Genomic DNA, 17,369 nt, shown 5'->3' on the forward strand with positions numbered 1-17,369 from the left:
CTTGTCCATGACGCTCTTCGTTCGCAACGGGGTCCTGGCGTGACCTGGCCCCGCGCTCACGGGCGCGTCAGGACAGGATGGCCACAGCCGCGTCGTAGTCCGGCTCCTCGGAGATCTCCGGGACCAGCTGCGAGTGGACCACGGTGCCGTTCTCGTCCACCACCACGACCGAGCGGGCGAGCAGGCCCTCCAGCGGGCCGTCGGTCATGGTGACGCCGAAGTCCTCGCCGAACGCGGAGCGGAAGGCGGAGGCGGTGACCACGTTCTCGATCCCCTCGGCACCGCAGAAGCGGCCCAGCGCGAACGGGAGGTCCTTGGAGACGCAGACCACGGTGGTGTCCTGCAGGGCGGAGGCGCGCTTGTTGAACTCACGCACGGACTGGGCGCACACGCTGGTGTCCACGGACGGGAAGATGTTCAGCACCACGCGGCGGCCCGTGAACTCGTCCGAGGTGACCGGCGCGAGGTCCGTGTTCACCAGCTCGAACGAGGGGGCGGCCTCGCCCTCGGAGGGCAGCTCGCCAACGGTGTGGACGGGGGTTCCTTGGAATGCGGTGGTAGTCATGGCTTCATTCTGGTGCGCCACCCAGGGCCTCGACAGGTGCTTACGCCGTGCGCTGAACCGGGCCCGCTGATAGCCTCGATTCCACGGACGTCCCCGTCACGCACCCCACAGGCACTGCGCATCCCAGGAGGAAGCATCGTGAGCCTCAACCCCATGACCGTTGCCGTGACCGGGGCCGCCGGTCAGATCGGCTACAGCCTGCTCTTCCGGATCGCCAACGGCGACCTGCTGGGACGGGAGCGGCCCGTGCGGCTGCGGCTGCTGGAGATCCCCTCCGCACTGCCCGCCCTGGAGGGCACCGTGATGGAGCTGCAGGACTGCGCGTTCCCGCTGCTGCAGGACGTGGAGATCGGATCCGACCCCCACGAGGTCTTCGACGGTGCGCAGCTCGCCCTGCTCGTGGGCGCCCGGCCCCGCGCCAAGGGCATGGAACGTGGTGACCTGCTGGAGGCCAACGGTGCGATCTTCACGCAGCAGGGCCGCGCCCTGAACGACGCCGCCCACGACGACGTCCGGGTGGTGGTCACGGGCAACCCGGCCAACACCAACGCCCTGATCGCGCAGCGCAACGCACCGGACATCCCCGCCTCACGTTTCAGTGCCCTGACCCGGCTGGACCACAACCGGGGTGTGGCCATGCTGGCCGAGAAGACCGGCGCGTCCGTGAACGACGTCAAGCACCTGAGCGTGTGGGGCAACCACTCCGCCACCCAGTACCCGGACCTCGACCACGCCACGGTGGCCGGTCGCCCGGCCACCGAACTTGTCTCTCGGGACTGGGTCACGGACACGTTCATCCCCACCGTGGCCCACCGCGGTGCGGCCATCCTGCAGGCCCGCGGAGCGTCGTCCGCCGCATCCGCCGCGAGTGCCACCATCGACCACGCCCGGGACCTCATGCTCGGCAACCCCCGCGGGGACTGGACCTCCATGGCGGTGGTCTCCGACGGCTCCTACGGCGTGCCCGAGGGGCTCATCAGCTCCTTCCCCGTGACCACCTCCGGCGGGGACTGGTCGATCGTGCAGGGGCTGGAGATCTCCGAGTTCTCGCGGACGCGCATCGACGCGTCCGTGGCCGAGCTGGAGACGGAGCGCGCGGCGGTGACGGAGCTGGGCCTGGTCTGAGGGCCGGGGCTGCAACTGCGGAGCAGGCGCAGACTTTGGCGCGGTTTTCTGCATTTGCTCCGTCAGTGCAGAGGTTCCGGCAGTGCTACGCGTCTCTCGACGTCCTCAACGCCTCCTGAAAGGCCCCTTCCGCGTCCTCCGAGAACGGGACGAACACGACCGTGCCCACCTTCGTGTCCGAGGCCAGGACCGTGTCCACGGCGATTCGCGTGGCACTGTCCATGGGCCAGCCGTAGATGCCCGCGGAGATCGCGGGGAAGGCGACCGACTTTGCCCCGAGCTCGTCCGCCACGCGCAGCGACTCGCGGTAGCACGACGCCAGGATGTCGCTCTTGTCCTTCGTCTTCGCGTACACCGGGCCCACCGTGTGGATCACCCAGCGGGCGGGGAGGTCGTAGCCGTCCGTGGCCACGGCCTGACCGGCCGGCAAACCGTCCTGCAGCGTGGTCTCGCGCAACCGCCTGCACTCGGCCAGCAGCTGCTTCCCGGCGGCTCGGTGAATCGCACCGTCCACGCCTCCGCCCCCGAGGAGCTTGGAGTTCGCGGCGTTGACGATCGCGTCCGTGTGGACCTTCGTGATGTCACCCTTGCGGATCTCGATGTTCATGCGGCCACCCTACTGCCGCTCCCCCGCTCGGAGGGCCCGGCCAGCCCGTGAGAACGCGGCCGCGCTACGTGACGCGAGCCGCGGCCGGGTATCTCGTGCCCCGAGGTTCGACGCCCAGCGGCCACGTGGGAATCACTCGGACGCGGGGCCCACGTACATCCAGCGCTTCGCGCGCCTGGTGAACTCGGAGACCTCGTGCAGGCGGCCCGGCTCGCCGTTGCTCACGTAGGACGCGGTGAACTCGACGACGCCGTGGTCGTCCTCTGCGCCGCCATCCACCACCCGCTCCACGGCCAGCCCCGTCCAGCGGGTCTCCGGGTCAACGGACGTGTCCGTAGGGCGGGTCCGGGGATGCCACGTGCGGAACAGGTGGTCCTCCGCGCCGGTGGCGAACGCCGTGTACCGCGAGCGCATCAGCGTCTCCGCCGTGGCTGGCCACACCTCGTTCGCGAGCGCCGGGCCGCAGCACTCGGGCAGGGACGCACCGGCCGGGAGACCTCCGCAGGGACATACGTTCATGGTGGACGAGCCTACCGCCAGCGGTACGAGGGCTCAGTGTGCAAGCCGTGCAAGCCCGGGGGACGGCATCAATGGCGGATCCCGCAGCCAGAGCAGCCTCGGGCCCGTGCACCGGGCCGCTCCTCCGGCGTGGGCTGGGAGCGCATCCTGCGGGGCGTGGGCACTCACTCGACGGGCGCCGCGGCCAGTGCCAGGGCGTCGTCGAGCATCTGCTCGGTCAGCAGGCCCGTGAAGGTGTTGCGCTGGCTCACGTGGTAGCAGCCCACGAGCCGGATGTCCCGCCCGTCCGGGGTGCGCAGCCATGCGACCGCGCCGTGGCCGAACTTGGGTCTGGGCCGGGGAACCTCCCAGCCCATGCGGGCGGTGGCCGCGAGGACCGTCTGCCACGCGATGCCGCCGAGGGCCAGCATGCCGCGCAGCTCCGGCAGCAGCTCGATCTCGCGGTCGAACCAGCCGCTGCAGGTGGCCTTCTCTTCCGGGGTGGGTTTGTTGGCCGGTGGTGCGCAGCGCACCGGGGCGATCATGCGGACGCCGTGCAGCGCCTGGCCGTCCCCGGCGGTGGAGACGGTCTCGTGCTCGGCGTAACCCGCCCGGTGGAGGGCCGCGTAGACCCAGTCCCCGGAGCGGTCGCCGGTGAACATGCGGCCCGTGCGGTTGCCCCCGTTCGCCGCGGGGGCAAGCCCGACGACGGCGAACCGCGCGTGCGGATCCCCATAGGACGGCACGGGCCTGCCCCAGTAGGGCTCACCGGCGAAGGAGGCGCGCTTGCGCTCGGCCACGTCCTCCCGCCACTCGACCAGCCGCTCGCACGCGCTGCACACGCTGCACAGGGCGTTGAGCTGGTCCACGTCCTGGGCGGTCGCCGCGAGCTCGCGGACCTGCCGCGCGGTGTGCGCCACGGGGGTGTCCGGCGCGGCGGGGTCCTCGGGCCATCCTGTCCCGGGCGGCACGGGCGACGCGAACAGCTGACCGGTCAGAGGGTGTGGCAGCAGCCGCTCAGGGGTCTCGCTCATGGGTGTGCCCTTCTCTCGGTTCTCAGCGTGCGGCCCCCGGGTCCGGGCCGGGCTCGGCAGGGCGGGATCACGACATCGTGGCGCCCCGAGGGTACCGCGCGGCCCGGACGCCACGGCGCGAGCGGCGTCGTCGCGCTCCTGCCGGGCCGCGGGCCCCAGGGCGGGCCCGGCCCAGAACGTGCCGCGCCTCTGGACCGCCGGCGGCGGCCACCCCGGTCAGAGCAGGCTCTGCTCCCCCAGCCGCCGCAGGATCTGACGGCGCCACCGCTCAGGGAACTCGGGGGCGCGGGTCAAGGCCCGCAGCGCGTCCCGGTCGGTGACGCCCGCGGCCATGACGCGCACGACGTCGGCCACGGACACCGCGCCGGACGGCCGGCTCACGAACTCGAACGCGTCCCCGGCGCGGACGTGGCCCTCGCGCCGCACACGGAGGTAGAAGCCCGTCCGGCCGAGGCGTTCCATGTCACGGGGAAGCTCGGCGTCGGCCCAGCGCCGGGACAGCGTGTTGCACGGCGTGCGAGGCTGCGTCACCTGCACGAGCGCCGTGCCCACCTGGAAGACGTCGCCCAGGTGCACACGGTCCTCCGTGGCGCCCCGCAGCGTGAGGTTCTCCCCGAACGCGCCGGGCCCCAGGTCACGCCCCTCGCAGCGCCACGCATCGTAGTGCTCGGCCGGGTAGCAGCACACGGCCTTCTCCAGGCCGCCGTGGTGCACGAGATCTCCCTGCTCGTCCCCGATGAATCCGGACCCGCTCACGAAGACGCGGCCCTGGTGCTCGGTCTTCTCGATCGCCGTGCTGATGTCACGACCGCCCCAGTGCTGCCGACGCACCTCACCCGTGCGCAGCGTGAGGACCCGAGCGTCGGTGACGGTGGGCTGTGGGTTGTCCATGTGGCTCCTGTCAGGGTCGGTGGGCGCGGCTCACGCGGGGACGGGCACGCACTGCGGGCAGCGGGTGCGGGCACCGGAGGCCGTGCACGACTCGCAGCACAGGAACTGGCGGCGGCACTGCGGATCGGCGCAGTTGACGTAGCGCGGCGTGGGCTCGTGGCACTGCGCGCAGCGACCCAGGGAGCGGGCGTCCGGGGAGAACTCCACGTGCATGCGCCTGTCGAAGACGTAGAGGGAACCGTCCCACAGCCCCTCGTTGCCGTAGGCCTCGCCGTAGCGGACGATGCCGCCGTCCAGCTGGTAGACGTCCCGGAAACCGCGGTTGCGCAGCAGCACGCTCAGCACCTCGCAGCGGATCCCGCCGGTGCAGTAGGTGACCACCGGCCTGTCCTTGAGGTGGTCGTAGGCGCCGGAGTCCAGCTCGGCCACGAAGTCCCGGGTGGTCCCGGTCTGGGGCACGACGGCATCCCGAAACCTGCCGATGCGCGCCTCCAGCTCGTTGCGGCCGTCGAAGAAGACGACGTCGTCACGCTGCGCCACGAGTTCGTTCACCTCGCGCGGGGACAGGTGCGTGCCGCCACCCACCACGCCGTTCGCGGTGACGGTGACAGTGTCCGGGGCGTTGAAGGTCACCAGCTCCGGGCGGACCTTCACGCTGAGCCGCGGGAAGTCGTTGCCCACTCCGTCCGACCACTTGACGTCCGCGTGCTTGAACGGGGCGTACTCCCGCAGTGCGCGCACGTATGCCTTCACGTCCTGGATGTCCCCGCCCACCGTGGCGTTGATGCCCTGCTCCGAGACGATGATCCGGCCCGTGACGTTGCACGCCCGCGCGAGGGTGAGCTGCCACAGCCGCACGGCCTCCGGGTCAGCGAGCGGGGTGAAGACGTAGAAGAGCACGATCTTGGGGAGGGCCATGTCCTCACCCTAGAGCAGGCTCCGCTCCACTACTCTGCGAGGGTGGCTCCCCATCCCCCCACGCGGCGGCTGCGTTCCGTCCGGACCATTGCATCCCCCGGCACCCACCTCCCGCCTCGGCGCGTGCTCGGTGACCGGCTGGGTACGCATGACAACGCCCTGAACTTCATCCGCCTGACCCTGGCAGCCCTCGTGGTCGTGGGTCACGGCGCGGTACTGGGCGGTTTCGAGCAACAGCGGTGGCACGACCTCAGCGGCATGGCTGTCAACGGATTCTTCGCGATCTCCGGCTTCCTGATCGCCGGTTCTCGTGTGCGCACCTCGTTCCTCAGCTTCCTTTGGCGGCGGGCGCTGCGCCTGTACCCCGCGTTCTGGGTGGCGCTGCTGACGACGGCGTTCCTGGTCGCTCCCCTGACGGCACGACTGAGCGGGGAGTCCTGGATCGCGGGCCGCGCCGTGGACTACGTCCTCCACAATGCGAGCCTCTCCATCCACCAGTGGGGCATCGAGCACCTGCTGCTCGGGGTGCCGTATCCGGGAGTCTGGAACGGTTCCCTGTGGACCCTGTGGTTCGAGGGCGTCGCGTACCTGGCCGCTGGTCTCGTCCTCTCGGTCGGGATCGTGAGACGGCGCCCGCTGCCCTGGCTCGCGGGGGTGCTCGTGGCGGTGCTCGTGCTGGCGGTCCTGGCGCACGGTCCCCTGGACGTCACCACGAGCCGTTACCTCAACGGCCTGCGCCTGGCCGGTTTCTTCTTCGCGGGGATGATCCTGTGGGCGGCCCGGTCGTCGGTGCCCCTCAGCGCATGGCTGGGCGTGCCCGCCCTCGGGCTCGCGCTAGTGGCCTCACGCTGGGAGGTACCGTACGGCGACATCGTCTCGGCTCTGCCTCTGGCCTACGCCTTGCTGTGGCTCGGTGCCGTGCTCCCGGTCCGGCTCTGCTCTCGCACGGACCGGTCCTACGGCACCTATATCTATGTCTTTCCCCTGCAGCAGCTGCTCGTGGTGCTGGGTGTGCACACCACGCTGGGCTACTGGGGGGTACTGCCTGCTCTGTCTCCTTCTCGTACTGCCGCTTGCGTGGCTTTCATGGACGCTCGTGGAGAAGCCGGCCATGCGGTGGAAGTCCCTGATCCGCTGAGCGTCCGGTCGCGGGCAAGGCGGCCACGCGGCGTCGTCGTCGCCACCCGGCGAGCACCGTTCCTCACCGCCGGCGCGCGTGCCTGCCCTGTCGGGGACGACGTCGCAGCTTGCGCAGGGTGCTCGGGCTCAGGTTCGCCGGGCCGGGCAGCCGCCAGCCGAAGCGCCGCGCGGAGATGCTGACCGCGGCGCTCACCACGATCGCGCCGGCCATGCCCCACGTGGGGTGGCCGAGTCCCGCAAACAGCGCCATGAGGGCGCTCGCGATCAGGGCGCTGGTGGCGTAGAGGGTGTTGCCGCCGAAGATCGCGGGGAGCCGGCCGACGGCGACGTCGCGGATCATGCCGCCGCCCACCGCGGTGACAACGCCCAGCAGGATGGCGGGCGGCCACGCGAGACCGGCCCCGAGGGCCTTGACCGTGCCCGTCGCGGCCCAGCAGCCCACCGAGAGGCAGTCCGCGAGGAAGAGGGCACGGAAGGTCCACGTGCTGCCGAAGACCATGAGGTACGCGAGCACCGCGCCCACGAGCGAGGACGTGAGGTAGGCCGGATTCGTCAGCGCCACGGGGAAGCCCTGCTGCAGCAGCGTGTCGCGCAGGATGCCCCCGCCCAGGCCGGAGAGGATCGCGAGCACCGTGAACCCCACGAGGTCCATGCGCAGCTGCCGCGCCACCACTCCGCCCAGGATGCCGTTGGTCAGCACACCCAGCAGGTCCACGACGTCGAAGACGACGTCCGCCTCGAAGCTCACCGTGCGCCCTCACCTCCCGGTCACGCCGCTCGGCGCCCCGTACAGCATAGGGGGCGGCCTGACGGTGGTCTCCAGCGGTGTCCCGGCGTGACGCGGGCCCGCCCCGAGGGACCGGACGCGGCAGCCCACGGCCGGAACGCTTATGCGTGTCGGCGGGGTGGGCCAGGATGGTGCCATGACCACCGTGCACCCCGGATACACCCTGCTGGACGGCCCGCCCGACGTGGCGGACTACCTGAGACTGCGCCGGGAGACCGGCATGAGCCCCAAGACCGAGGAGCAGGCAGAAGCCGGGACCCACGGGGCGTGGGCAGCGCTGCGCGTGCGCCACGACGCCTCCGGAGAGACCGTGGGCATGGGCCGGGTGATCGGCGACGGCGGGTGGTACTTCCACGTGATCGACATGGCCGTGCTGCCCGAGCACCAGGGGCAGGGCCTCGGCGGCGCCGTCCTGGACCGGCTGCTGGAGACCATCCGCACCTCCACGCCCCCGGGCGCGTACGTGAGCCTCATGGCGGACCGCCCCGGACAGGCGCTGCACGCCGGGCGCGGGTTCACGGACCCTGCGCCGCTGACCAAGGGCATGACCATGTGGCTGGACGACTCCCGTGGCTGAGCCTCCCGCGATTGAGCCCGCCGGGCAGCGGCTCCCACCGATCCCTGCCTCAGAGCTCCAGGGCGAGAATGCGCACGCTGCCCGGGCGCCCCGGTGGAATGCCCCGTGCGGCACGGTGCTCGGCCGCCACGATGGGCCCGTGGACCGTGCCACCGGCATCCGGTATGCACGGGCCGAACGCTATGGACTCCCCACACCGCTGCCCCCGGCCACCAACGTGATCCACGCGACCGATCCGGCACCCGCCTGCCCCCAGCCGCCCATGCCGTTCCTGGACGACATCGTGGGCAGCAACATTGGCGACCTGCCCCAGGACGAGGACTGCCTGCGGGTGTCCGTCACGGTGCCCGCCGGGACAGCGCCGGACGCCGGGCTGCCCGTGATGGTGTGGATCCACGGTGGCTCCTATGCCGCCGGTGCCGGTGACGCGCCCTTCTACGACCCCGCCGCGCTGGTGAGTGAGCAACGGGTGGTCATCGTGAGCGTCACGTACCGTCTAGGGCTGCTGGGGTTTCTCGGCGATGGGAAGGACATCCCCGCGAACCTCGGCCTGCTGGACTTGATCGCCGCACTGCGCTGGACGCGGGAGAACATCGAGGCCTTTGGCGGGGACCCCGGCAACGTCACGGCGTTCGGCCAGTCGGCGGGCGGCGACGCCGTCGCACACCTGATGATCGCGGACGGCACCCGCGGGCTCTTTCGCCGCGCCATCATCCAGAGCTCGCCGTTCGGGCTGCTCCCCGGCCGGGCGAAGATGAACGCCCTCATGGCATCCGTGGCCGCACCACTGGCGAAGGATGCGCCGCTGCCCGCCGTGCGGGCCATGCAGCAGCGGGTGGCGAAGGCCGCCACCCGGTACGGGCTCAAGGGGCAGATGCCGTTCGGACTCCAGTACGGCCAGGCGCCCCTGCCGCCGGAGTCGGAGCTCGACGCCCGCTGGCGCAAGGCCGCCGACCGCGTGGAGGTCCTGGTGGGCAACACCGTCCGCGAGGCCGCGCTGTTCACAGCCCGCATCCCGCCGCTGCTGCGCCGGATGCACAGTCCTCGCGGCGGAGCCCGCGTGGACCGGTTCCTCGTGGCACCGTTCACCCGGCGGATCTACGGGGAGGGTGCGGTTCGCTTCGCCCGTCGGCACGCGCACGCCGGCGGCATCGGCGCGCGGTACGAGTTCTCGTGGGGCGTGGGCCGCAATCCCGTGGCCGGTGCACACATCTCGGAGCTCCCGCTGCTCTTCCCGGGCCACGGGGTCTGGGAGCACACACCTCTCGTGGAGGGCCACACGTGGGCCCAGGTGCTCTACGACGGCGCTCGGCTGCGGCGCGCCTGGGCCGAGTTCGCGCGGGGCCACGGGGCCCACGGGGACGCCCGTGCTGGGCTGCGGGTGTTCGACTTGCAGGACACAGCGGGCGGCGCGGACTGACTCTCAGAAGATTGCCTGGCGGGGTTGCCGCCCCCCGCTGTTCTGCCCCGGCGTGGCTGTCGTTCCAACCCGCGCCGTCCTGACCCCGCGGTGCGCGGAGGATTGCCGCGGCCCCTCAGTCCTCGGGAACGTGGGTGGCGATCCCCGCCGCCCGGGCGATCTCGCCGTAGGTCTGTGCGAGGTTGTCCAGCGAGGAGTGCGCATTGAGGCCGCTGGGGTTCGGTGCCACGTACAGCTCCGTGCCGGACCATGGGGACTCCTGCTTACCCGCGGTGGCCTTGGGACGGTCGAAAGCAGCGCGGTACGCGGTGATGCCGAGGACCGCCACCACCGCTGGCCGCTTCTCGCGGATCAGGGCGTCGAGCCGTTGGGCCCCCTCGTGAAACTCGTCCAGAGTGAGTTCGTCCGCACGGGCCGTCGCCCGGGGACACACATTGCTGATGCCTATCCCCCGACTCATGAGCTGGTCGAGGTCCGCGGGGTCGTAGCCGTCCGCCGCGTGGATGAGTGTGTCGGTGATCCCCGCCCGGTACAGGGCCGGGTAGAAGCGGTTGCCCGGCCGGGCGAAGTGCGCCCCCGTGGCGGCCGTCCACAGTCCGGGGTTGATGCCCACGAACAGCAGCCGCAAGGGGTCCGGCAGCAGGTCCGAGACCGTGCAGTCGCGGTAGGAGTCGAGTTCGGCGCGCGTGAATCCCATGCTGCCCATGCTAGGCCGGACGTCCCGGCACTCAGGCTGTGGGCGGCGTCGGCCCCTTCGACGGCGCACGCCCGGCCCGCACCGCCGCCACGCTCGCGAGGATCACGAGCGTCATACCCGCCAGCTCCGCCGCCCCGAGCTCCTGCCCCAGGATCAGCCACCCCACGAGTGCAGCGGCGGCGGGCGCCATGCTCACGAGGATCGAGAACGTCTCCGCCGCGAGTTCCAGTGCGTACGGCAACGCGGAGGACATCAGGGCCACGGCGAGACCGATGAGCAGCACGTGCGGCCGCAGCAGTGCCGCCCCGCCGCTGACGATCCCGAAGGGCGCGGCGAGCACCGCGCCCACCACCATGGCGAGCGCAAGCCCCTGCACTCCGGGGAACGACCGCCCGGCCTGCCGGGACATCAGGATGTAGAGCACCCACAGGGAGGCCGCGCCCAGCGCGAAGAGCCCCCCCGCGGGATCGGGGATCTCCGTTCCGGGACCCACTCCGCTGAGCAGCAGCACACCCGCGAGCGCGAGCCCGGCCCACAGCACCCCGGTGAGCCGACGGGAGAGCACGACGGAGAGGACAAGTGGCCCGAGCAGCTCGATGGTCACCGCGACCCCCAGCGGCAGGCGCGCCACGCCTGGTAGATGAGCATGTTCATCCCGCCCAGGCTGACACCGAACGCCAGGACCACGCCGAGGGCCCCGCGGGTCATCCCCCGCAGGGAGGGCCGGACGACGGCGCACAGCACCACCGCGGCCATGGCGAGTCTGAGGAACACGGCCCCCAGGGCGTCGATCTCGTCGAACAGGCTCACGGCGATGGCAGCACCCGTCTGGGTGACGAGGGTGGCGGCCACCACCAGGAGCACACCCTGAGCCGTGGAGTCCCGCGCGGAACCGTCGCGGTGCGGGGTGTGCGGACCATGCTCAGCGGTCCGCGAGCAGGAACGTGCGCAGCGCCATGACGACCTCGTCCGGGCGGTCCGCGTGCACCCAGTGGCTGGCGTCCCGCACGGTGATCCGCACGGTCCGGGGGAACAGGGCACGCATCACCGGTGCGTCCGCGTCCTGGATGTAGGGCGAGTTCTCGCCGGCCATCCACAGGACGGGTCCGGTGAAGGTCCGGCCCGCGATGTCCTCCTCTGGCCAGCCGCCCACGTCGTCCAGCTGGTCGTGGAGCAGGTCCAGGTTGGGCTGCCATCCGAAGCCGCCGTCGCGGTGGCGCAGGTTCTGGAGCAGGAAGCCGCGCACCTGTTCCTCGGGGATCTCGGTGCGCAGGGCGGCGTCGGCCTGGGAACGGTGCGTGATGCCCGTGAGGTCCAGGCGCTTGAGGGAGCCGAGCAGGTGCTCGAAGTTCCCGCGGGAGGCCTCCGTGTCCGCCTCCTGGGAGTCCACGGGGGCGATGTCCTCGACCACGAGCCTGCGCACCACGTCCGGGTGGCGCAGCGCCAGGAGCATGGCGACTTTCCCACCCATGGAGTGCCCGAGCACGTCCACGGGCCCGTCCGCGGCGAAGTCCCGGCGCAGCTCGTCCGCCACGGTGTCTGCCATCGCGGCGTAGCCGAAGCTCTCCGTCCAGGCCGAGTCACCGTGGTTCGGCAGGTCCACGAGCAGGCACGTGAAGTCCGGCTGCAGGGCCTTGGCGATGTTCGTGAAGTTTTTGCCCCGCCCGAACAGCCCGTGAAGGAACACGAGGCGGTGCTCTCCGGAGCCGATGAGCGTGGTCTTCAGCGTGGGTTTCGTTTCCTGCGGCACGCCGGTCAATCTACTGCGCCGTCCGTGCGCCACCAAAGCGGATGACAGCGTCGCACGGGGCTGTCACCCGGGCCCGGCGCGCTCGGAGCAGGGTCGTGAGGTGCCGGTGGGCCGCTCGCCGCCGTCGTGAGACCGCGGCGGTGCGACCCACCGGAAGCGTCCTCGGGACAGACCCGGGTCGGTCAGTTCGAGGAACCCTTGAGGCGCTCGATGTGCTCGGAGGCCTGCGCCTTCGTCAGGTCCGCGGGCAGCTCCTCGCCGGCCTGCTTGGCGAGGGTGTCCAGGTAGGACTTCTGCGCGGGGGTCATGGGCTCGTCGCCGCTGACCCACTCGGAGGGGTCCTTCTCCAGAGTGGAGTCCTGCGCGTCCCCGGTGGCACCGATGGTCTCGCCCTGGGGCGCCCCGTTGCCGGCCGGGTTCTGCGGCGCGCCCTGCGCGGCGCCACCCTGGACGCCGTTCTGAGCCGCATCCGGCGTGCCGTTCTCGAGCGGCGGCTGGGCGTTCTGCTCGCCGGGCTCCTGTGCGGGGTTCTCGGTCATGGCTTCTCCTTGGCTGGGTCGGGGACCGCTGGGGTCCACGGGGTGCGTTCGGTGTCGGTCATCCTACGCGGGGCGTCCGACACACTCACGGCCTGTGGCAGGGCCCGCGACAGGTCGGGCGCCACGTCCTGCATGTCAGTGGGCCACACGTCCTGCCGCAGGTCACGCGGACGGTCCCCCGGTGCCCCGGACCGCAGCGCGAACCGGCAGCCGCCGCGCCGGCCGCCGCGCGGCGTCGTCGCCCCAGGGCTCCTCAGCGCACGATGCTGCGGTTGCTGCCGTCCTCGCGGCGCGTCCAGCCCTTCGCGTCGAGGTGTTCGAGCAAGGGGATGGCGACCCTGCGCGTGGTGCCCCACGCCTGGCGGGCCTGGCTCGTGGTGAACGGCTGCGGCAGGCGCGCGAGCTCGCGCATGGCGAGCGCGGGGGCAGTGGGCAGCAGAACGACGTCGCCGGGCAGCCTCAGCAGCCGGCCAAGCCGCTGCGCCGCGGCCAGTTCGCGGGATCCCAGTCCCAGGTCGTCGAGCTCGTAGGCCTCGGGCGCAGCAAAGGGGGTGGCGCGCAGCCTGTCCTCGAGCGCGGCCACGGCGGTCTCGGCCGCGCCCAGCCCGCCCCCGTGACCGGGCACGAGCAGGTACCCGTCCCGTTCCTCCAGACCGGCACGGGTCACGACGGCGCGCAGCACGTGGGCGGCGGGCTCCCCCAGTGCGGTGGCCGCGGCACCGCGGGAGAGTCCCGGGGCCAGGGGCTCCCGCGCACGCAGGGCCGCCACGGCGTCGCGCAGCTCGCGAGCCCACCGGTCCAGGTGCGGGGTGTGGATCCACCATCCGTCCGTGACCAGCACGGGCGAACCGGCGGGTGCGGCCTCGGCGGGGAATCCGAGCAGCCGCAGCCGGGCGGCAGAGACCGCGCCGTACTTGACCGTCTCGGCCACGGGGTCCCCGTGCTCGGGAATCTCCGCGAGCCGCGCCGCCTCCCGCGACGCGGCACCGCGGCGGTTTAGAGCCGGGGGGTCCACGTCCAGCACGCGAGCACCACCGAGCGCCACGCGCGCCCCCGGGCTGCGGAGCACCAGCCGCTCCCCCGGCACCAGCGTCAACGGGTGGTCGAGCTGCAGGCGGGCGTGCTCGGCGTCCAGCGGTCGCAGCCGCGTGCCCACCCCGGCCGTTCCGGCGTGCACCACCACCTGCTCCGGGACCTCCGTGAAGGGCTCCCCGCGCTCCCTCCTCACCTCCAGGACGTCGGTGACCGGCCAGGCCCGCGGGGTCAGCAGCGTGTCCCCGCGGTGGATCGCGTCCTTGCTCGTGCCGCGCAGGTTCACGGCCACGCGGTTCGTTGGCCCGATCTCCGGCACCGACGTGTTCTGGCTCTGCAGGGAGCGCACCGTGACGTCCTGCTCCCCCGCGGCCCCGCGCAGCACCATGCGGTCCCCCGCGCGCAGGGTGCCCGCCGTGAGCGTCCCCGTGACCACGGTCCCAGCGCCCGAGATGGTGAACGTCCTGTCGATCCACAGCCGCACGCGCGCGTCCGGGTCAGGAGCGGGAACGCGGGCCAGCACGTCGTCGAGCGCGGTGCGGAACCGGTCGAGCCCTGTGCCGTCCTGCGCGGACACGACGACGGCGGGGGCCTCGGCGAGTCCCGTTCCCGCCAGTTCCGCGCGGGCCTGGGCCACGACGTCGGCCACCCGCTCCGGCGCGCGGTCCGCCTTGGTGACCACGATCAGCCCGTCGCTGATGCCCAGGGCCGCCACGGCGTCCCGGTGGTCGCCGGACTGCTCCTGCCAGCCCTCGTCGGCGGCCACCACGAAGCACACCACGGGTGCCGGTCCCACACCGGCAAGCATGTTGCCGAGGAAGCGCTCGTGCCCGGGGACGTCCACGAACGCCACGTGCCGCCCCGAGGGCAGCGCGGTCCAGGCGAAGCCGAGGTCGATGGTGAGCCCGCGCTGCTTCTCCTCGTCCCAGCGGTCCGGCTCAATACCCGTCAGCGCCCGCACAAGCCTGCTCTTGCCGTGGTCCACGTGACCGGCGGTTGCCACCACGTACATCAGCGCAGTCCCTCCAGCGCGGCGCGCACGGCGTCGGTCAGTGCGGCGTCGTCCGCCTCCGGGATGCAGCGCAGATCCACGAGGCACGCGCCGTCGTGCACGCGCGGCAGCACCGCGGGGGTGCCCAGCCGCAGCGCCTCGGCGGCCGCTTCCGGCAGTCGCACCGCCCAGCCCGGCAGAGGCACCCCCGGTGCGCCGCCCCCGCCCACGCGGCCGTCATGCGGGACCGCCTCCGCGCCGACCACGCTGGCCAGTGCCTCCGCGCGCTCGCGCAGCCGCTCGGGGTCCGCGTGCAGGGACCGGCCGACGGGAGTGGGCCCCCCACGCAGCGTGGCCTCCAGCGCCGCGAGGGTGAGCTTGTCCGCGCGCACTGCTCGGGCCAGCGGGAAGCGCGCCAGGCGCCGAACAGTCTTCGCGCGGCCCAGCAGCAGACCGGCCTGGGGCCCGCCGAGGAGCTTGTCCCCGCTCGCGATCACCGCGTCCGCCCCAGCCTCCAGGGCCTCGGCGAGACTCGGTTCGTCCGGCAGGGTGGGGTCCGGGGTCAGCAGGCCGCTGCCCACGTCCACGACGAGCGGCACGCCGTGCGCGTCCGCGAGGGAGCGCAGCTCCCGCAGCGGCACGGCCGCGGTGAAGCCGGCCACCCGGAAGTTGCTGGGGTGGACCTTGAGGATGCAGCCCGTCCCCGGACCCAGAGCGGCCTCGTAGTCGCCCAGGTGGGTGCGGTTGGTGGTGCCCACCTCGCGCAGACGCGCCCCCGTGGACTCCATGAGGTCCGAGAGCCGGAATCCGGCTCCGATCTCCACGAACTCACCCCGGCTGACGACCACCTCTCGGGTGCCGGCCAGGGCCGTGGTGGCGAGCACCAGCGCGGCGGCGCCGTTCGTGACGACCAGAGCGTCCTCCGCTGCGGGGCATGCCTCCAGCAGCGCCTCCCGGGCCCCCGCGCCGCGCGCGGAGCGCTGCCCGGTGGCCAGGTCCAGTTCCACGTCCACGTAGTCGGCGGCGGCGAGCAGGGCCTGCTTCGCGGCGTGGGACAGTGGGGCCCGCCCGAGGTTGGTGTGCACAACCACGCCCGTGGCGTTGAGCACCGGGCTCAGGGAGCTCGCGCCGCGCGCGCTCAGGCCCGCGACCACCGCCTCCACCACGGCCTCCGGGGCGATCTCCCCGCCCCGCGCGCGCTGCTGCGCGGCGCGGACGGCGGCGCGCACGGCGGCGTCGCCCAGTCCTGCGGCCGCCGCGCGGACCCGCGGGTCCGCAAGCACACGGTCCGTGCGGGGGATGCGACGGCGGGGGTCCTCTGTGCTCACGCTGCTCCTCGAGTGGATGTCTGGACGCCGCTCCCCGCGGGCGCCCCGGTCGCGCAGGGGCCGCCCGGCGCCCGGGTGAGCGCGGGCCCGGTGCACGGCGGGCGCTGCGCGTGGCTGTCCGCGACGACCCCGCACCCCACCGCCCGCGCTGGGGCGGGGCAGCCTCCCGGGAGCGGGACCTATCGGTCGCGGGCCTGACCGCAGCAGCCCCGGGGTCGTGATACGCGATGGTTGGCGGAGGCGGACGGGAATCGAACCCGCCAGACCGAGGTGCTCGGTCTCACCGGTTTTGAAGACCGGGGCGCCCACCAGGACACGTACGCCTCCGCGGCCGAATGTATCACCGCCCGCGGACACGTGAGCTCAGTAGGCTGTCGGAGCGCGTTCCTACACTGGTCCCATGAGTGAACGCCCCGCGGACTCCCCCGCCCATGACCCCGCAGTCGGTCTCGGCCGCCTCACGAGCTACGCCCACGGTGGAGGCTGCGCGTGCAAGATTCCCCCGGGAGAGCTGGAGGACGCGGTTCGCGGACTGACCGGTCAGAACGCGCCGGGCGTCCTGGTGGGTCTGGACGACGGCGACGACGCCGCAGCGGTTCTCGTGCGCCCGGACCTCGCTGTGCTCTCCACGGCGGACTTCTTCACCCCCGTGGTGGACAACGCGTACGACTGGGGGCGGATCGCCGCCGCCAACGCCCTCTCGGACGTCTACGCCATGGGCGGCACCCCGGTCGTCGCGATCAACCTGGTGGGCTGGCCGCGCGAGCTGCTGCCGATGGAGCTGATGTCGGAGGTGCTCCAGGGTGGACTGGACGTGGCCCAGCTGGCGGGCTGCCCGGTGATCGGCGGGCACTCGATCGACGCTCCGGAGCCCACGTACGGCATGGCCGTCACGGGCACAGCGGACCCGCAGCGCCTAATGCGCAACGACGCCGCCCGGGCCGGTCTGCCGATCACCCTCACCAAGCCGATCGGCGTGGGGTTGCTCAACAACCGCCACAAGATCACCGGTGAGATCTTCCCTGCGGCCATCGAGACCATGACGTCACTGAACAAGTCGGCGTCCGAGGCGGCACTGGCCGCCGGGGCGGAGGCCGCCACGGACGTCACCGGCTTCGGCCTGCTGGGCCACCTCTACAAGATGTGCCGGGCCTCCGGCGTGGGCGCCACAATCGACGCCGCCGCCGTTCCCCTGGTCGACGGCGCGGCGGAGGCCCTGCGGGACGGCTTCGTCTCCGGCGGCACCCGCCGCAACCTGGACTGGGTGCGTCCCTCCCTCACCGCCGGGGCCGACGTCCCGGAGGAGACACTCCTGCTGCTCGCGGACGCCCAGACCTCCGGCGGGCTTCTGGTGATCGGCGAGGTCCCGGGATACCCGGTGATCGGCGAGACCACCGTGCTTCCGGAGGCGGCGCAGACCTTCGTCACCGTGCGCTGAGGCGTGAGCTTAACCGAGGGTGCGGCGCCTGC

The 17,369-nt window shown here is 72.5% G+C and carries 19 protein-coding genes and 1 tRNA gene; 5 read left to right on the forward strand and 15 right to left on the reverse strand.

Features of this window, described 5'->3' with window-relative positions:
- Positions 1-67: 67 nt before the first annotated feature.
- Complete coding sequence (gene tpx / locus FS770_RS02410) at positions 68-565, reverse strand: thiol peroxidase (RefSeq protein ID WP_145009628.1); 498 nt, start codon at positions 563-565, stop codon at positions 68-70.
- A 153-nt stretch (positions 566-718) separates the two neighbouring features.
- On the opposite strand from tpx, the gene FS770_RS02415 reads away from it, so the two are divergent.
- Entirely contained in the window at positions 719-1,690 is a 972-nt protein-coding gene (locus FS770_RS02415) for a malate dehydrogenase (protein WP_222126482.1), read from the forward strand.
- Positions 1,691-1,775: 85 nt separating this feature from the next.
- Here the strand turns inward: FS770_RS02415 and FS770_RS02420 are convergent, their stop codons facing one another.
- The 5 genes from FS770_RS02420 to trhO all read right to left on the reverse strand — a co-directional run bounded on the left by FS770_RS02420 (position 1,776) and on the right by trhO (position 5,638).
- Positions 1,776-2,297, reverse strand: a complete 522-nt coding sequence (locus tag FS770_RS02420) for an O-acetyl-ADP-ribose deacetylase (protein WP_145009634.1) — start codon at positions 2,295-2,297, stop codon at positions 1,776-1,778.
- A gap of 132 nt (positions 2,298-2,429) precedes the next feature.
- Positions 2,430-2,816, reverse strand: coding sequence for a YchJ family protein (locus FS770_RS02425; RefSeq protein WP_144941998.1), 387 nt, complete (start codon positions 2,814-2,816; stop codon positions 2,430-2,432).
- A 164-nt stretch (positions 2,817-2,980) separates the two neighbouring features.
- Positions 2,981-3,829, reverse strand: coding sequence for a uracil-DNA glycosylase (locus FS770_RS02430; RefSeq protein ID WP_144941996.1), 849 nt, complete (start codon positions 3,827-3,829; stop codon positions 2,981-2,983).
- A gap of 216 nt (positions 3,830-4,045) precedes the next feature.
- Positions 4,046-4,720, reverse strand: a complete 675-nt coding sequence (locus tag FS770_RS02435) for an MOSC domain-containing protein (protein ID WP_145009637.1) — start codon at positions 4,718-4,720, stop codon at positions 4,046-4,048.
- 30 nt (positions 4,721-4,750) lie between these two features.
- Positions 4,751-5,638 carry an oxygen-dependent tRNA uridine(34) hydroxylase TrhO gene (gene trhO, locus FS770_RS02440; RefSeq protein ID WP_145009640.1) on the reverse strand — a complete coding sequence of 296 codons (888 nt, stop codon included), beginning with the start codon at positions 5,636-5,638 and terminating at the stop codon, positions 4,751-4,753.
- A 42-nt stretch (positions 5,639-5,680) separates the two neighbouring features.
- On the opposite strand from trhO, the gene FS770_RS02445 reads away from it, so the two are divergent.
- Entirely contained in the window at positions 5,681-6,958 is a 1,278-nt protein-coding gene (locus FS770_RS02445) for an acyltransferase family protein (RefSeq protein ID WP_186366667.1), read from the forward strand.
- On the opposite strand, the gene FS770_RS02450 is transcribed toward FS770_RS02445, so the two are convergent.
- Entirely contained in the window at positions 6,840-7,526 is a 687-nt protein-coding gene (locus FS770_RS02450) for a trimeric intracellular cation channel family protein (RefSeq protein ID WP_144941987.1), read from the reverse strand. The genes FS770_RS02445 and FS770_RS02450 overlap by 119 nt on opposite strands.
- Before the next feature lie 175 nt (positions 7,527-7,701).
- On the opposite strand from FS770_RS02450, the gene FS770_RS02455 reads away from it, so the two are divergent.
- Positions 7,702-8,142: a GNAT family N-acetyltransferase gene (locus FS770_RS02455; protein ID WP_145009646.1), complete on the forward strand. Its 441-nt coding sequence runs from the start codon at positions 7,702-7,704 to the stop codon at positions 8,140-8,142.
- Positions 8,143-8,182: 40 nt separating this feature from the next.
- Positions 8,183-9,562, forward strand: coding sequence for a carboxylesterase family protein (locus tag FS770_RS02460; protein ID WP_145010347.1), 1,380 nt, complete (start codon positions 8,183-8,185; stop codon positions 9,560-9,562).
- 115 nt (positions 9,563-9,677) lie between these two features.
- On the opposite strand, the gene FS770_RS02465 is transcribed toward FS770_RS02460, so the two are convergent.
- The 8 genes from FS770_RS02465 to FS770_RS02495 form a co-directional block, all read right to left on the reverse strand.
- The gene (locus tag FS770_RS02465) at positions 9,678-10,259 is read right to left on the reverse strand and encodes a mismatch-specific DNA-glycosylase (protein ID WP_144941983.1); all 582 of its coding nucleotides are present in this window, start codon (positions 10,257-10,259) and stop codon (positions 9,678-9,680) included.
- 31 nt (positions 10,260-10,290) lie between these two features.
- Positions 10,291-10,890 (reverse strand): EamA family transporter, encoded by a 600-nt coding sequence (locus FS770_RS02470; RefSeq protein ID WP_342353648.1) that lies wholly within the window; start codon positions 10,888-10,890, stop codon positions 10,291-10,293.
- The gene (locus tag FS770_RS14240) at positions 10,860-11,111 is read right to left on the reverse strand and encodes a DMT family transporter (protein ID WP_342353649.1); all 252 of its coding nucleotides are present in this window, start codon (positions 11,109-11,111) and stop codon (positions 10,860-10,862) included. Before FS770_RS14240 ends, FS770_RS02470 begins: the two co-directional genes overlap by 31 nt.
- Before the next feature lie 70 nt (positions 11,112-11,181).
- Positions 11,182-12,009: an alpha/beta fold hydrolase gene (locus FS770_RS02475; RefSeq protein WP_145009649.1), complete on the reverse strand. Its 828-nt coding sequence runs from the start codon at positions 12,007-12,009 to the stop codon at positions 11,182-11,184.
- 182 nt (positions 12,010-12,191) lie between these two features.
- On the reverse strand, positions 12,192-12,548 hold the full coding sequence (locus FS770_RS14270) for a DUF3072 domain-containing protein (protein ID WP_145009652.1): 357 nt from the start codon (positions 12,546-12,548) through the stop codon (positions 12,192-12,194).
- A 253-nt stretch (positions 12,549-12,801) separates the two neighbouring features.
- Complete coding sequence (gene selB, locus FS770_RS02485) at positions 12,802-14,592, reverse strand: selenocysteine-specific translation elongation factor (protein WP_145009655.1); 1,791 nt, start codon at positions 14,590-14,592, stop codon at positions 12,802-12,804.
- Positions 14,592-15,899 carry an L-seryl-tRNA(Sec) selenium transferase gene (gene selA, locus FS770_RS02490; RefSeq protein ID WP_145009658.1) on the reverse strand — a complete coding sequence of 436 codons (1,308 nt, stop codon included), beginning with the start codon at positions 15,897-15,899 and terminating at the stop codon, positions 14,592-14,594. Before selA ends, selB begins: the two co-directional genes overlap by 1 nt.
- 232 nt (positions 15,900-16,131) lie before the next feature.
- Positions 16,132-16,226: transfer RNA gene (locus FS770_RS02495), tRNA-Sec, on the reverse strand.
- A gap of 73 nt (positions 16,227-16,299) precedes the next feature.
- Between FS770_RS02495 and selD the strand changes: the two genes are divergently transcribed.
- Positions 16,300-17,337 carry a selenide, water dikinase SelD gene (gene selD, locus FS770_RS02500; RefSeq protein ID WP_145009661.1) on the forward strand — a complete coding sequence of 346 codons (1,038 nt, stop codon included), beginning with the start codon at positions 16,300-16,302 and terminating at the stop codon, positions 17,335-17,337.
- Positions 17,338-17,369: the final 32 nt, after the last annotated feature.

The sequence above is a fragment of the Kocuria salsicia genome (assembly GCF_007681555.1).
Taxonomy (GTDB): domain Bacteria; phylum Actinomycetota; class Actinomycetes; order Actinomycetales; family Micrococcaceae; genus Kocuria; species Kocuria salsicia.